A 13,330-nucleotide genomic window follows, 5' to 3' on the forward strand; every position below is an offset into this window, starting at 1 on the left:
AAGATAACCGCATGAAATACGTTAACCTTGGTAAAACTGGACTAAAAGTATCGCGCCTATCCTTAGGCACAATGACATATGGCTCTCGTAAATGGCGAGAATGGGTACTCGAAGAAGAAGAAAGCCGTCCGTTTATCAAACTCGCCTTAGAGTTAGGAATTAATTTCTTTGATACTGCCGATGTTTACTCCTTGGGTGTCAGTGAAGAAATAGTAGGGCGATCGCTCAAAGATTTTGCCAAAAGAGACCAAGTTATTATTGCTACCAAAGTCTATAACAAAGTGGGTGATGGTCCCAACGATCGCGGATTGTCCCGCAAACATATTTTTGACAGCATTGATGCGTCCTTACAAAGGTTACAAACAGACTACGTAGATTTATACCAAATTCATCGTTGGGACGACGAGACGCCGATTGAGGAAACCCTAGAGGCACTGCATGATGTTGTGAAGTCGGGTAAGGCTCGTTACATTGGTGCTTCGAGTATGTACGCATGGCAATTTGCCAAAGCGCTTTACCTAGCAGATAAACATGGTTGGACTCGCTTCGTCTCGATGCAAAACCACTACAACTTAGTTTATCGGGAAGAAGAACGAGAAGTGTTGCCTTTATCTCGCGCTGAGGGCATTGGGATTATTCCCTGGAGTCCTTTGGCGCGAGGTTTTCTTGCTGGAAATCGCGCTCAACAAGATCGGGGTGGAACCATACGGGCGAAAACCGACGAGTTCGCTCATAATCTCTACTATCAAGAGTCCGATTTTCAAATCGTCGCTCGCGTTGTGGAGTTGGCTCAAAAACGTGGCGTTAAACCAGCACAAATTGCTCTAGCTTGGTTGTTACACCAACCAGGAGTGACGGCTCCTATTATTGGTGCTAGTAAGATAGAACATCTTAAAGAAGCTGTTGAGGCTATAGACTTGGTTCTTTCTGAAGAAGAGCGGAAGTTCCTAGAGGAACTCTACAAACCCCATCCTATCTTAGGACATCGCTAAGCAGTTCTTTTGACACTCACTGGGCTTTTGCTAAATGATTAGTGGAATTTTTGAAAATTGCATTGGCACAATAGATGCTACCACTACCCTGAAATATTGGGCTGAGTTTGGTTATCAACCAATCCAGCAGGGACAATTGAGTGCAAACCAAGCAGAGGTATTGTATCAGCATTCAGCAGAGTTAACTTCATGGCGGCTGCAAAATGGAGATTTTGCAACACATGGATTGGTGCGGGTTATGTTATGGACGCAACTACGTAACTCGGGTTTAGAGAAAACATTGCCGGTGGTTGTGGGAAGTCGTTGGTTTGCTTCCCTCACGCAAGATATTTACACTCTTGCTGATGCTTTTACTGATGAAAACGCTAACGGTAGTGATTGGATTTACACCGAACCAATCCGTGGTATTGAAGGTTTTGGCAATCAAGGGACAGGCTTGTACAATCGCTTTGCTGGTGTGCGAGAAATGTTCGTTATTGGTAGGGAAACGCGGCAGGCTTTTTTTCAAAGATACAACTATACTCGTCCTGGTTATGGAGCGATCGCTTCTAGTTCTCCTTTAAAAGTCAGCGAAGGAACTCACTCTAGTTTAGTGAGTAATGACCATTATCTGACTTCTTTTTACACAGAAGTTTTTGGACTCATACCTAGTGAAATCAATAGTAAGCGTTCGGGCTATCAAAATCCCTCAACACGGCAAACATTAATACTTGAAGACGGGCAAGAGTTTTATCTATCGGTGTTTTCTTCGCCAAAAGACATTGCAGGCGTCCTGCAAATTTATACTCCCGTTTACTCTACACCAGATCGACGGGAATACTCCCAACCAGGTTCGCAAGGTTTGAGTTTATTTACATATCAAGTTGAAAACATTCAAGACTTTCACCAACGTGTCTCTAATAGCAACGCCACTCATGTTACACCCATTGTCAAGAACGAGTTTAACGAACCTTCATTTGGGTTGGTAGCACCTGATGGTTTCTACTGGGTGATTATTGGTTAGGTGGTTGTTATAACTGGAGTTTAGACTAAAAGTCGGTACTCACTGCCATAGCAGTTCAATTGTACTAAAAAGCGAAAATTGAGTATAGGTATAAAAAAGCGAAGGGGAGTCTGTGGTTGTTGCAGGCATCCTGGCAACGTTCGCGCTTGCACGCCCACTCGGATGGTCGAGCGCGATCGCACTTACCACAGGGATGGCAGAAGAGTCTTGCATTAACTGTAGGTGTTGGTGGTACAACATCTGCTCTAATTTGTACTGGACTTGGTATTGCTTATAGCGAGAAACACGATTCACTAATAAAAGCTACCGAAGATAAAATTCAATCTATCACCAATTATCTTTGCAACCAGACGCAATCCAGGATTAACAGAGGACGAACTACTCCCACACAATACACAAGAACAGTTAGCAGCTTTCGCCAATTCCTTGCAAGGTACACTACCGAAGTTCACTTTCAATTACCAACACAGGCTAACGCTGGTATCTGGCTCGATAAAGCTAAGACCATCACCAGTGAGGATAAGACCCGATTACTTGAACAGTACCGCAAGATTCAAGAGTACTGTTAATCAAATACTAGACTACTTACGAGACCGCAACGGTGGTAGCAGTCCGCCTCAAAATTAAAAACTGGCAATCCACAAAGACTACCAGTTTCTAATCCAAAATATAGAAGTCCTTCTACACGAGGGACTTTTTTCATTTTACCAGTGCCACATCAGGTATAGGCTGTGATACAGGGATAAAGTTGAACTTTAACTCTCACTAAAGTATTAAACCTAATTCTTGGAGAATTTTAATTAGAGTGAGGACTACTGTAGCTATAGAACCTACATCCCTCATTGTTCTAACTAGTTCTCGCCAATCCCATTGCGGTGGTTTCTTGTCAGAGTTCTCATCGGGTTTTTGCGATTTGTTTGAGTCAGAGGAATTTTCTCCTAAAATAGGAGTGTTGACGCTTTTGTTAGAAGCGTTAGTTTTTCGTTCTTTCATAATCTATTCTCCGTAGGTTGTTGAAATTTTTGGTTGAGTACCAGTCAAAGAAAATTGGACAAACTCTATTGATAGCCTCTAGTTGAGTACCAGTCAGCTAGAGGCTATTGAATTCTTCAACCTTGCTTTCTTTTGAAAAGCCATTTATTTTCTACTTTGATTTGAAGACAAGCTTTGAACATTGTAAGTAAGTGAAATCTAGTCATAATTTCAATCCAAAATTCACCTTTATCCTGCTGGAACCATGTATAGCGTAAAACTTCTAGTTCCCCACACCAGTCCTCTGGAATAATGTTAGTTACCCAGCCTTTTATATGACTTTTCTGTTTTATTTCTACTGATGACTTTTGTGTCATTAGATTAGAAATTAGATCCAGCTCCATCTCCCGCAGCTTCCGCAACTCCGACAGATCCATCTCCCGCAACTTCATCTCCTGCAGCTTCCGCATCTCCCGCAGCTTCAGCAGATCCCGCAGCTTCAGCTCCCGCAGCTCCAGATCCCGCAGCTTCAGAGCCCGCAGCTTCTGCAGCTCCCGCAGATCCCGCTTCCAGATCTCCAGTTCCCACCACTCCCGCCTCCACAGCAGCAGCCTCAGCAATATATGATTTAAATAAGGTATTTTTCTGATTACCTTCCAAAAGGTGTTTAGAGGTTGCATTTACTTAAGCTCCCTCAAAACTAGGTTGACTCTGTGCAGCACGATTGGCTAATTGTCCTCGATACACTTGAACTTCTGTAAGTGCATTAGCTCCAAGTCCTGTTACTTTGTAATATTTGCGTCTTGCACCACCTGTGTCATCTTGTTCATTACCCCATTTCCAAGTAATGAGTCCTTTTTTTTCAAGCCTGTTTAAAGTAGGGTATAAACTGCCAAATCCTATCGGGATTGGTCTACCTTCATTCAAACCCTCCAAAATTTCAAGTCCATACATCTTCCATTGCCCTAGCAGAGTAAGAATGTCTTCTTCTAAGGCTGAAATCTTTACTCCATCTGTTTCATCCCAGTTTTTGCCCATATCCTGATATAGTGAGGTATAGTTTACATTTTCTATAGTATTAGACAAACATATAAAACTATAAAACTATATAAAATTTATTCCTCTAGACGTAGAGAAGGATATTGTTGGAGGTTGCATTAGTTGTACCCTGTAACACAGGGTTTACAGTGGAGCGATGAAAGTCAACAGGCACGGTAGGGCGAAAGTGCTTACACAGGAGGAGATACAGCAAATTTTCAGTCACGGGCTAGATAATGACCGTGATAAAACCTCCACCTAAACCTCAAAGGATTGTCACCAGGCTGGAAATTAGGAAAGCCTCGTTTCCGTAAAACCTTCTATCCAACTGTTAAAAAAGACTAAGTAAGCCACGCAAAGAGCCATCTGTTGCGGTTTAATATCAAAACTTGTTCACACTTTTGGCAAGTCTCTTATTAATGAGAGCCGTGCTGGGTCGTTTTTCCTGACTTTTCACGGGAAGTCCTCAAACTGCAAAACAACGTGACTTTTTCCACAGGCTAATTCTCAATAGCTCTAAGTTAATGAAAATGTTTAACGTAAAAATCATGGTTTGAGAAAAGCTCAAAATGGCGTTTTCCAGATGCCGTGAAAAGTCAGGTCGTTTTTCATGTTTTAGTCTAAACTCCAGTTATAAGGGATGTCTAAGAAATAATTATCCATCTTGTGGTACGGGCTTCTAGCCCGTCACTCATAAAGAACGGGCTAGAAGCCCGTACCACAAGAGAAAGTTGGTTATTTTTTTATTTTGAAGTCCCTAAACAAACTATAGCAATGGCAGGATTTCATATTTTTCCCTATATGGCATCGGGAAAGTCTTTGTACAGTGATAGCTGATTAAACGTACCTAAGAAATATGGTGGTGAGAAAGCCTCCTGGGTAGTAAACTATAAGCTGAGGAATGTAGGAAACTGGTCACTCAATCATTAGTTACCTACGATTACGCAATACTCCTGAAAAGTTGCGATCGCTATGCCTAATGTTCGGTTTGATAAATATTACAATTACGAAGATTTAACACGTATTTTACACGATTATGCTCAAGAGTTTCCCCATCTGGTCACAATAGAAAGTATCGGTAAGAGTTACGAAAACCGTGACATCTGGCTGATGAAAGTCACGAATTTTGCTACTCTTTCCGATCTCCAAAAACCTGCTCTCTGGGTTGATGGAAATATCCATGCAACTGAACTAGCCGCATCAAGTGCTTGTCTGTACTTACTACAAACATTTGTGACGGGCTACGGAACCCACCCAGATATTACTCGTTGTCTGGACACTCGTGTCTTCTACATTTGCCCTCGCATTAATACTGATGGTTCTGAGTTAGCATTAGCTAATCAGCCAAGATTTATTCGCTCTAGCACCCGTCCATACCCCTACGATCGCGAAGAAAACAGCGGATTAGTCGTTGAAGATATAGATGGCGATCGCCGGATCTTGCTGATGCGAATTCCCGATCCTAATGGAGCTTGGAAAGTCTGCCCAACCGAACCACGTCTATTAGTACCTCGCGAGCCAACCGAAATAGGAGGTCAATATTACCGAGTCTTACCGGAAGGTAGTATAAAAAATTATGATGGAGTTCAGATTCGAGTCCAGCCAGCTAAAGAGGGGCTGGATTTGAACCGCAATTTTCCCAATAAGTGGCGTCAAGAGTATCAGCAGGTAGGGGCAGGACCTTATCCAACTTCTGAACCGGAAGTGCGAGCGATCGTACAATTTATCACCACCCATCCCAACATTACAGGAGCTCTGACCTTCCACACCTTCAGTGGTGTTTTAATTCGTGCCTATAGCTACCAAAGCGATGAGGAACTATCTGTTAAAGACTTACGTACCTATAAGCACATTGGTAAAAAAGGCACTGAACTAACTGATTACCCAGCTATTTCCGCATTTCATGAGTTTCGCTACGATCCCAAAGGCTTCATTGGTGGTACTTTTCATGATTGGGTTTACGAACATCTAGGTATATTTGGCTGGACAGTGGAAATTTGGAGCCCCCAGCGCCAAGCAGGAATTACTGAGTATAAATATATTGAATGGAATCAAGAACATCCTCTAGAAGATGACCTTAAGCTTTTACGCTGGAGCGATGAAAAACTAGCAGGAAAAGGCTATATTGACTGGTATCCGTTCGATCATCCCCAACTTGGTCAAGTCGAACTTGGTGGTTGGGATATTATGTATGCTTGGTCTAATCCACCACCAGAGTTTCTAGAGAAGGAAATTTCCTGTTTTCCAGACTGGTTAGTTTGGCACTTACTCATTTCTCCCTGCTTAGAGATTTACGAAGCGAGTGTTCATGACTTGGGTAATGGAACCTATCGAGTTAGACTGGTGATACATAACACAGGTTGGCTACCCACTTACGTGACTGAAAAAGCTTTAGAGAAAAAGCTAGTGCAGGGTTGTATTTGTGAAATTGAATTACCTGCTGGTGCAACTTTAGAAGTCGGTCAGCCGCGTGAAGATTTAGGTCAATTAGAAGGACGCGCTTATAAGCCTTCTTCATCTCCTATTCGGCGGGTAGCAGACTCTACCCTAGATAGGGGGAAGGTGGAATGGGTTGTCCAATCTACCCAAGGTGGTACAGTCAAATTATCAGCTCGTCATGAGCGTGCCGGATTTGTATCCGCTAAGGTGACTTTGCAGCCTTTATAGGGAGGGAAGAAAATATATAAGACATCACCAGTCATTAAAGACACTCAATTGCTTTCATCCGACGTAGCGCGAGAAATACGCTTGCTAAGTGTAACGATTGCGAGAAAGTACCATCCTCGATCGATTTGAACAGTTCGTCCATTGCAATGAACTGAAAATCCAACATTTCATCCTCGTCGAGCGATGGTTCTGTTACAGTAGCAGTATCGTAGCAAATGAAGCTATGAACTCGGTTAGTTTGCCGCCCAGGGTTCGCGAAGCTCGACCCAACAAGTTCAATACGAGCCGCCTCACAACCCTTAAAGTGTTAGGCAGCGATCGGCTCTAAGTGTGAGCCATATGTCAGAATGAATGTATCGGGATTCGAGAGTTTTCCACGGACTAACATACATATCTTAATTCCGATCCCCAGAAAAAGCATTTGTGTACTATCACATCGCGATCGGTTCGACTTTCCAACGCGATCGCTGGAATTGTCACTGCACGAGCTAAGACTTGATTTTCCGTAGTTTTCTATGGTAGCGTCTTAAATCATTAATAAAGTACGATTACTGGATAAACTTACAGTAGTTTAACATGACATAAACATAAAAATCCATCGCTACGTCTTACAGGCGATCTGTAAGAACAAGCCGTTCCGCACCTACGCTAAAAGCCTGTTACTAGGGCTTTTCATCTTAGCAGGTTGTAGCCTATGAGAAACTCAAAGGTCTAATTAAAGAGGCAGATTAATCGTTTCATGCTAGGGTAAATGTAGTTGAACTGTGAATGTGACAAAAGGTGCGTTCATGGAAAGGTTTCCTGGTGTCTTCTATAATTGAAGTGGAATGTTCATTTGAGGAGTCTGGCTTCATGCAACTAGAAGAGTATTTCAACGTGCTTGCACCCGACGACATCCGACTCAAAGGAACACGCATTGGAATTGAGAGTATTCTTTACGAGTACATCTATCGCTGCAAAACACCAGAAGAAATTGCCGAACAATTTCATACGGTGACCTTGGAACAAGTTTACGCCACGATTTTGTATTACTTGCACGCTCGGTCAAAAGTTGATGCGTATCTGGCAGATTGGTTAGAATTTTCAAGGAACCTGCGCTCTGAACAACAGCGCAATCCATCTCCTGCAAGAATAAGGTTTCGGCTGATGCGGCAAGAAAACATTCCAAAGCAGTTACAGGAAAGCTAATGGCAATCCAGTATCTGTTGGATGAACATCTCAATCCGGCATATCGTTCCCAACTTGTGCGGCGTAATCCTGATTTAGTCGTGCGGATCGTTGGAGATTTGGATGTACCACCCAAGGGCACTCCAGATCCAGAGATTTTGATTTGGTGTGAAACCAATGAATTTATTTTGGTGACGAACAACCGTAAGTCAATGCCCAGACATTTGGCTGACCATTTGGCTAATGGTCGCCATATTCCTGGTATTTTTACCATCGATCCAAACCAAAGTATTGGACAAACGGTAGAAGAATTGATTATTATTGCGGGGGCTACGTTTGAGAATGAATACCAAGATCGAATTGAATATCTACCCTTGATTTGACTGTATCATTCCTCTTATCACCACATCCGTTCTGTGTAACTAATTATACATGAATTTTCTTTTGACCCACATCTCCTGTCTTTTGTCAACCCTGATAACTGCTTTGACTTCTGTAATCCTTGCTCCTCGTAACTTCTTACGCTGTTGTTAATTCAACATCTAACTCAAAACCTTTAGCAATCAACTCTTTTCCCGAACTACATTTTTTGAATTTGCTTTACCTTACAACTCCCCCAATTCTTGCAAAATGCTCATACACATCTGAAAATTTAATATGTCGCCGCTCTGGACGTGGATGCACCGTAATGCCATGTGCACCTGCTCTAATGCATGTTTCTACAGCAGAAATAACACTCGGTCGTCCAATATTTCGGGCATTTCTAAGTAGAGCAACTTTATTTACATTTACACTTAGCTGAGTCATAATTTAATTAGCTATAATTCTTTCGCAAAAATCCTGATGAATGTATTTAACAACGCTATCTTCTGTGTTTGAGCCAATGACTAGTGTCGCGTAACGCTTCAGTTCAGCATCTGCGTTAGCAACAGCAATAGCACGGTCAGCAATTTTAAACATTTTGATGTCATTAATTTGATCTCCAAAGACCACAATCTCACTTTCCCTTAACCCATAATTCTCGACCAGAGTCTGAATAGCTTGGTCTTTAGTAGCTTTGTAGTCATGAATTGTTAACCAGTACCACCCAGGAGAGTATTGGTTCTCGATCGAGTGTGTCTCTACGCTAGCTCCATGTTTTTCAATAATCGCACTTTGAAGTTCAAGTAGTTGTTGTGCGTGACCAATCACCGTTAGACAAACGATTCGATCGCGGAAAGAATGCGTTAAATCTTCAATGGCTCGCCATCTTCGATCTTTGTTTGTTAGGCGATCGTTGAGGTACCAACGCATACCATCGTTGATAACATCTTTATAATAGGCGCAATCTTCTGTGCCATTAAAACTAGATACAAACGGAACACAGCCGAACTCAAGAATCACTTTGTAGATACTTTCAACCACGTCAGGACAAATAGAATTAATGATTTCGTGTTTGCCAGAATCAAAATCAGAAATAAAAGCACCATTAAATTCGATAACCGGGAGACGGAAATTCAAACCCTTCAGCATCACTTGCATAGAGACAACGCTCCGCGCACTTGCTACAGTAAACTGTAATCCTCGCTCTAAAAGTTTGTGAAGGACTTTTTTACTAAACGAACAAAGAATTGCATTATTTCCAAGCAATGTACCGTCTAAATCTGAAACATAGACAGTCTTCATAAACTAACTGGAGATACTGATTGAAAGTAAAATTATACCTTAATCTCCGTTATATTACAAGATTAACCGTAATATATAAGAGAACTCGGTATCTCTCCCAGATAAAAAAGCTCCTTTAACTTTAAATACGGTTTTTTTATCAAGTTAATTTATTTTAAGCAGATAAATTTTTTTTAAAATTCAGGTAAAATAATAATCGACACAGTTATTACTAAACTTTTCCGCAAAAGATTAGGCATCTCGATAAAAAAAATTGCATTGGGAGCATCGTGAAAATTCCTCTTAGCTCACCCCTAAGCGCTGTCTCCTATTTCAAGACAGTAGCGATCGCGAGCGCATATTTAACAACTCCTCCCTACTCTTTATTTTCAAACAATGACAGATAGTATTATTCAGGAACAAATTGCTTACTACAGTGCAAGAGCTAACGAATACGACGAATGGTTCTACAGAATTGGACGTTACAATCGCGGAGAAGAAATCAACCAGCGTTGGTTTAACGAAGCTGCTGTCATCAGAAATGCTTTGTACCAAATTGGGAATGTAGAACACGTTCTAGAGTTAGCATGTGGTACGGGAATTTGGACTCAGGAACTTTTAAAGATTGGCAAGAAAATTACTGCTCTTGATGCTTCTAGTGAAGTGATTGAGGTTAATCGCAGTAAATTAGGTGCTGCGAACGTTGAATATCAGCAAATCGATTTATTTAATTGGGAACCCGATACTGAGTACGATAAGAGTGTTTTTCTCCTTTTGGCTTTCTCATGTACCACCAAATTTAGTTGACTCATTTTTGAAAAAAGTCTATAAAGCGGTGCGTACTGACGGACAAGTCTTTATCGTTGACTCTTGCTTCGAGTCTACATCAACAGCTAAAAATCATGTTTTAGAAAATGACAGAAATATTTACATTACCAGAAAATTAAATGATGACCAAGAGTTTAAGATAGTCAAAATTTTTTATTCTCTCGAACAGCTTAATCACTTGTTAATACAAGCGGGATTTCAAGCAGATGTTAAGGTCACAGATAACTATTTTATTTATGCAAGCGGGATAAAAAGTGATATTTACTAACATCTCACTTTTAGCAACAGCCACTAGAAATATGAAAAGCTGTAATTGTTGCCCATGAGACATCACCAGTCATCAAAGATACTCAGTTGCTTTCATCCGACGTAGCGCGAGAAATACGCTTGCTAGGTGTAACGATTGTGAGAAAGTACCATCCTCGATTAATTTGAAAAGTTCGTCGATCGCAATGAACTGAAAATCCAACACTTCATTATCGTCGGGCGATGGTTCTCTTACAGTAGTGGTATCGTAGCAAATGAAGCTATGAACTCGGTTAGTTTGCCGCGCAGGGTTCGCGAAGCTTGACCCAACAAGTTCAATACGAGCAGCCTCACAACCTGTTTCTTCAAACAATTCCCTCTTTGCTGCCTCAACCACAGACATGTCCGTTTCCTCGACCTCGCCGCAAGGAAGCTCATAACAGACAACTCCAGCCCCATGTCGATATTGTCGTGTTATGAGAACTTCATACTGTTTGTTAATGGCGAAGATATTAACCCATTCTTTCGCCTCTATGACGTAGTATGGATCGATAGTATACCCTTCAGGTGTTAGGCAGCGATCCGCTCTAAGTGTGAGCCATTTGTCAGAATGAATGTATCGGGATTCAAGCGTTTTCCACGGACTAACATACATATCTTATTCCGATCCCCAGATAAAAGCATTTGTATACTACGATCTTGTGGAACGGGCGTCCCGCCCGTTTTAGGCAGACAAGATGACTGCCCCACAAGAATTGTATTGGATTCAAGTGAAAAGCGCTACATTGTAAGGTGGGTGTTCTCCCCTGCCCTCCGATTTAGTACGGGCGTCCTCGCCCGTACCACAAGAAGATGGTGTGGTTCATTTAGGTGAAAACTGCTGTAAGACTTGATTTTCTTTAGTTTTCTATGGTAGCGTCTTAAATTATTAACAAAATACTATTACTTGATAAATTTACAGTAGTTTAACATAACATAAACATGAAGATCCATCGCTATGTCTTACAGGCGATCTGTAAGAACAAGCCGTTCCGCACCTACGCTAAAAGCTTGTTAGTAGGGCTTTTCATTTTAGCAGGTTGTAGCACTCAAAAAAGTTCGCAAAGCAATAGTGCTAGTACAGTAGCACCAACTAACAGTGTTTCATCAAACCTAAAGGTGATTCATGTTGGTCACCAAAATGGTACGCCCGGTCTCAATTTACTAAAGGCGCGGGGGTTGTTGGAAAAGCGGCTTACCCCACAAGGCATTCAAGTCAAGTGGATTTCTTTTCAAGGCGGTCCTCCAATGATGGAGGCTATGGCAGCAGGCAGTATTGATATTGGAAATGTGGGAAACCTACCACCTGTTTTTGCTCAAGCTGGAGGTAATCCGATTGTTTATGTTGCAGCGACTGGTTCTAACGCAGGTGCTCAAGCAATTATTGTACCTAAAAATTCTTCCATTAAAACCCTTGCTGATTTAAGGGGCAAAAAATTGGCGATTCAGAAAGGAACGGCATTGCAATACTTTGTGCTGAGAGCCTTAGCAAGTGCAAAATTCAAATTGAATGATATTAAACCTGTTTACCTGAATATTCCCGATAGCACCACTGCCTTTGAAGGTGGTAATATTGATGCCTTACCTATTGGCGATCCTTATCTTGCTTCAAGAGAATTAAATGGTACTGTGCGTGTGTTAGTCAGAGGTTCAGATGTGGCACCTCAACGTGCCTTTTACATCGCTACGGAAAATTTCACCAAAAATCATCCCGATCTATTGAAGATTATTTTGGAAGAGCAACGGAATGCAGAAGAGTGGGCAAAAGCAAATTCTAATCAGGTTGCCAAACTGCTAGCAGACCAAACTAAATATAAGCCAGAGGCATGGGAATTTGCTTTAAAGCAGCGTCCTTACTTTGGTGTGTTTGAGATGAAAGATGAATTTGTTGCCGAACAACAGCAAGTCGTTGATTTGTTCTATAGTCAAAAGTTGATTCCAAAAACTTTTCAGGTTAAAGATGCGGTCTGGAAACCTTAATATGGTGATTTTCAGTTAAGCATAAATTAAAGTGTCATTGGTCATTGGTCTTTTGTCCTTAGTCATTTGTAAGAGTAGAGAGGTGTAGGTTGGGTTGAGGAACGAAACCCAACACTCAAAAATCTTGTCTAGGTTGGGTTGAACGAAGTGAAACCCAACCTAGATTTGTAAATTTAAATGAGTAAGTTGGTGTATAAAAAACATTTACTATAATCCTATCGACTTACTGTAGATTTTTAGGTTCGGCAATGTTACACTATTTAACAGATTCCAAAAAACAGGTGAAACACATGGCTGACATTGTTGATACTGCTGTTAATGCTGGTTCTTTTAACACTCTAGTTGCTGCAGTTAAAGCTGCCAATTTAGTAGATACATTAAAAGGCGCTGGTCCATTCACTGTTTTTGCGCCTACAGATGAAGCTTTTGCTAAGCTTCCAGAAGGCACAGTAGACGGATTACTTCAAGATATTCCAAAGCTCACACAAATCTTGACCTATCACGTTGTTCCCGGCAAAGTGACTTCATCTGAAGTAGTTAAGCTAGACTCAGCTAAGACTGTTGAAGGATCGTCTGTGAAAATAGATGCTTCTAACGGTGTCAAGGTGAATGATGCAACAGTTACAACACCTGATGTTACTGCTGATAACGGTGTTATCCATGTCATTGACAAAGTGTTGCTTCCTGCATAAGCGTTCATCTCATATAGTTAATTACTAAGGGGATAGCAACTACCTTTCAAATCAACCAAAGC

Annotated in this window: 19 protein-coding genes; 11 read left to right on the forward strand and 8 right to left on the reverse strand. The window is 41.4% G+C overall.

All coding sequences use genetic code 11. The features are described from left to right. Positions 1-11: 11 nt before the first annotated feature. The 3 genes from ACKTT2_RS21520 (at position 12) to ACKTT2_RS21530 (ending at position 2,564) form a co-directional block, all read left to right on the forward strand. Positions 12-992: an aldo/keto reductase gene (locus ACKTT2_RS21520; RefSeq protein WP_407890480.1), complete on the forward strand. Its 981-nt coding sequence runs from the start codon at positions 12-14 to the stop codon at positions 990-992. 34 nt (positions 993-1,026) lie between these two features. Further along, positions 1,027-1,995 carry a hypothetical protein gene (locus ACKTT2_RS21525; RefSeq protein WP_407890481.1) on the forward strand — a complete coding sequence of 323 codons (969 nt, stop codon included), beginning with the start codon at positions 1,027-1,029 and terminating at the stop codon, positions 1,993-1,995. Positions 1,996-2,111: 116 nt separating this feature from the next. After that, on the forward strand, positions 2,112-2,564 hold the full coding sequence (locus tag ACKTT2_RS21530; RefSeq protein WP_407890482.1) for a hypothetical protein: 453 nt from the start codon (positions 2,112-2,114) through the stop codon (positions 2,562-2,564). Between the two features lie 196 nt (positions 2,565-2,760). Here the strand turns inward: ACKTT2_RS21530 and ACKTT2_RS21535 are convergent, their stop codons facing one another. From ACKTT2_RS21535 to ACKTT2_RS21550, 4 genes are all read right to left on the reverse strand, one after another. Continuing rightward, positions 2,761-2,988, reverse strand: coding sequence for a hypothetical protein (locus ACKTT2_RS21535; protein WP_407890483.1), 228 nt, complete (start codon positions 2,986-2,988; stop codon positions 2,761-2,763). Between the two features lie 116 nt (positions 2,989-3,104). Further along, on the reverse strand, positions 3,105-3,344 hold the full coding sequence (locus ACKTT2_RS21540; protein WP_407890484.1) for an MBT domain-containing protein: 240 nt from the start codon (positions 3,342-3,344) through the stop codon (positions 3,105-3,107). A gap of 4 nt (positions 3,345-3,348) precedes the next feature. Continuing rightward, complete coding sequence (locus tag ACKTT2_RS21545; RefSeq protein ID WP_407890485.1) at positions 3,349-3,627, reverse strand: hypothetical protein; 279 nt, start codon at positions 3,625-3,627, stop codon at positions 3,349-3,351. 24 nt (positions 3,628-3,651) lie between these two features. Continuing rightward, positions 3,652-4,005 carry a PadR family transcriptional regulator gene (locus tag ACKTT2_RS21550; RefSeq protein ID WP_407890486.1) on the reverse strand — a complete coding sequence of 118 codons (354 nt, stop codon included), beginning with the start codon at positions 4,003-4,005 and terminating at the stop codon, positions 3,652-3,654. A gap of 972 nt (positions 4,006-4,977) precedes the next feature. Between ACKTT2_RS21550 and ACKTT2_RS21555 the strand changes: the two genes are divergently transcribed. After that, the gene (locus ACKTT2_RS21555; protein WP_407890487.1) at positions 4,978-6,672 is read left to right on the forward strand and encodes a M14 family metallopeptidase; all 1,695 of its coding nucleotides are present in this window, start codon (positions 4,978-4,980) and stop codon (positions 6,670-6,672) included. Between the two features lie 97 nt (positions 6,673-6,769). Next, a complete protein-coding gene (locus tag ACKTT2_RS21560) occupies positions 6,770-7,000 on the forward strand; it encodes a hypothetical protein (RefSeq protein ID WP_407890488.1) in 231 nt (76 codons plus the stop codon). Here the strand turns inward: ACKTT2_RS21560 and ACKTT2_RS52365 are convergent. Beyond that, positions 6,972-7,064 carry a hypothetical protein gene (locus tag ACKTT2_RS52365; RefSeq protein WP_500691391.1) on the reverse strand — a complete coding sequence of 31 codons (93 nt, stop codon included), beginning with the start codon at positions 7,062-7,064 and terminating at the stop codon, positions 6,972-6,974. The genes ACKTT2_RS21560 and ACKTT2_RS52365 overlap by 29 nt on opposite strands. A gap of 460 nt (positions 7,065-7,524) precedes the next feature. On the opposite strand from ACKTT2_RS52365, the gene ACKTT2_RS21565 reads away from it, so the two are divergent. Beyond that, the gene (locus ACKTT2_RS21565) at positions 7,525-7,860 is read left to right on the forward strand and encodes a DUF433 domain-containing protein (RefSeq protein WP_407890520.1); all 336 of its coding nucleotides are present in this window, start codon (positions 7,525-7,527) and stop codon (positions 7,858-7,860) included. Next, positions 7,860-8,222, forward strand: a complete 363-nt coding sequence (locus ACKTT2_RS21570; protein WP_407890489.1) for a DUF5615 family PIN-like protein — start codon at positions 7,860-7,862, stop codon at positions 8,220-8,222. The genes ACKTT2_RS21565 and ACKTT2_RS21570 overlap by 1 nt, the downstream gene beginning before the upstream one ends. 217 nt (positions 8,223-8,439) lie before the next feature. On the opposite strand, the gene ACKTT2_RS21575 is transcribed toward ACKTT2_RS21570, so the two are convergent. Beyond that, complete coding sequence (locus ACKTT2_RS21575) at positions 8,440-8,646, reverse strand: pyridoxine 5'-phosphate synthase (protein ID WP_407890490.1); 207 nt, start codon at positions 8,644-8,646, stop codon at positions 8,440-8,442. A gap of 3 nt (positions 8,647-8,649) precedes the next feature. After that, the gene (locus tag ACKTT2_RS21580) at positions 8,650-9,504 is read right to left on the reverse strand and encodes an HAD-IIB family hydrolase (protein WP_407890491.1); all 855 of its coding nucleotides are present in this window, start codon (positions 9,502-9,504) and stop codon (positions 8,650-8,652) included. Positions 9,505-9,879: 375 nt separating this feature from the next. On the opposite strand from ACKTT2_RS21580, the gene ACKTT2_RS21585 reads away from it, so the two are divergent. Then, positions 9,880-10,290, forward strand: a complete 411-nt coding sequence (locus ACKTT2_RS21585; RefSeq protein ID WP_407890492.1) for a methyltransferase domain-containing protein — start codon at positions 9,880-9,882, stop codon at positions 10,288-10,290. Between the two features lie 28 nt (positions 10,291-10,318). Beyond that, positions 10,319-10,579, forward strand: a complete 261-nt coding sequence (locus tag ACKTT2_RS21590) for a hypothetical protein (RefSeq protein WP_407890493.1) — start codon at positions 10,319-10,321, stop codon at positions 10,577-10,579. Positions 10,580-10,651: 72 nt separating this feature from the next. Here the strand turns inward: ACKTT2_RS21590 and ACKTT2_RS21595 are convergent, their stop codons facing one another. Further along, positions 10,652-11,212, reverse strand: coding sequence for an NUDIX hydrolase (locus ACKTT2_RS21595; RefSeq protein WP_407890494.1), 561 nt, complete (start codon positions 11,210-11,212; stop codon positions 10,652-10,654). A 326-nt stretch (positions 11,213-11,538) separates the two neighbouring features. Here ACKTT2_RS21595 and ACKTT2_RS21600 point away from each other — a divergent pair, with 326 nt between their 5' ends. Then, positions 11,539-12,576 (forward strand): aliphatic sulfonate ABC transporter substrate-binding protein, encoded by a 1,038-nt coding sequence (locus tag ACKTT2_RS21600; protein WP_407890495.1) that lies wholly within the window; start codon positions 11,539-11,541, stop codon positions 12,574-12,576. A gap of 290 nt (positions 12,577-12,866) precedes the next feature. Next, positions 12,867-13,268 (forward strand): fasciclin domain-containing protein, encoded by a 402-nt coding sequence (locus ACKTT2_RS21605; protein WP_407890496.1) that lies wholly within the window; start codon positions 12,867-12,869, stop codon positions 13,266-13,268. Positions 13,269-13,330: the final 62 nt, after the last annotated feature.

The organism is Scytonema hankhaensis NUACC26 (genome assembly GCF_045865695.1).
Classification (GTDB): domain Bacteria; phylum Cyanobacteriota; class Cyanobacteriia; order Cyanobacteriales; family Nostocaceae; genus Scytonema.

Excerpts from the sequence above, each read along its gene's own strand:
- ACKTT2_RS21585 (WP_407890492.1), top strand. The coding sequence starts at position 9,880 with ATGACAGATAGTATTATTCAGGAACAAATTGCTTACTACAGTGCAAGA.
- ACKTT2_RS21570 (WP_407890489.1), top strand. The coding sequence starts at position 7,860 with ATGGCAATCCAGTATCTGTTGGATGAACATCTCAATCCGGCATATCGT.
- ACKTT2_RS21525 (WP_407890481.1), top strand. The coding sequence starts at position 1,027 with ATGATTAGTGGAATTTTTGAAAATTGCATTGGCACAATAGATGCTACC.
- ACKTT2_RS21575 (WP_407890490.1), bottom strand. The coding sequence starts at position 8,646 with ATGACTCAGCTAAGTGTAAATGTAAATAAAGTTGCTCTACTTAGAAAT.
- ACKTT2_RS21550 (WP_407890486.1), bottom strand. The coding sequence starts at position 4,005 with ATGGGCAAAAACTGGGATGAAACAGATGGAGTAAAGATTTCAGCCTTA.
- ACKTT2_RS21520 (WP_407890480.1), top strand. The coding sequence starts at position 12 with ATGAAATACGTTAACCTTGGTAAAACTGGACTAAAAGTATCGCGCCTA.
- ACKTT2_RS21555 (WP_407890487.1), top strand. The coding sequence starts at position 4,978 with ATGCCTAATGTTCGGTTTGATAAATATTACAATTACGAAGATTTAACA.
- ACKTT2_RS21565 (WP_407890520.1), top strand. The coding sequence starts at position 7,525 with ATGCAACTAGAAGAGTATTTCAACGTGCTTGCACCCGACGACATCCGA.
- ACKTT2_RS52365 (WP_500691391.1), bottom strand. The coding sequence starts at position 7,064 with ATGTATGTTAGTCCGTGGAAAACTCTCGAATCCCGATACATTCATTCT.
- ACKTT2_RS21600 (WP_407890495.1), top strand. The coding sequence starts at position 11,539 with ATGAAGATCCATCGCTATGTCTTACAGGCGATCTGTAAGAACAAGCCG.
- ACKTT2_RS21535 (WP_407890483.1), bottom strand. The coding sequence starts at position 2,988 with ATGAAAGAACGAAAAACTAACGCTTCTAACAAAAGCGTCAACACTCCT.
- ACKTT2_RS21580 (WP_407890491.1), bottom strand. The coding sequence starts at position 9,504 with ATGAAGACTGTCTATGTTTCAGATTTAGACGGTACATTGCTTGGAAAT.
- ACKTT2_RS21540 (WP_407890484.1), bottom strand. The coding sequence starts at position 3,344 with ATGACACAAAAGTCATCAGTAGAAATAAAACAGAAAAGTCATATAAAA.
- ACKTT2_RS21605 (WP_407890496.1), top strand. The coding sequence starts at position 12,867 with ATGGCTGACATTGTTGATACTGCTGTTAATGCTGGTTCTTTTAACACT.
- ACKTT2_RS21595 (WP_407890494.1), bottom strand. The coding sequence starts at position 11,212 with ATGTATGTTAGTCCGTGGAAAACGCTTGAATCCCGATACATTCATTCT.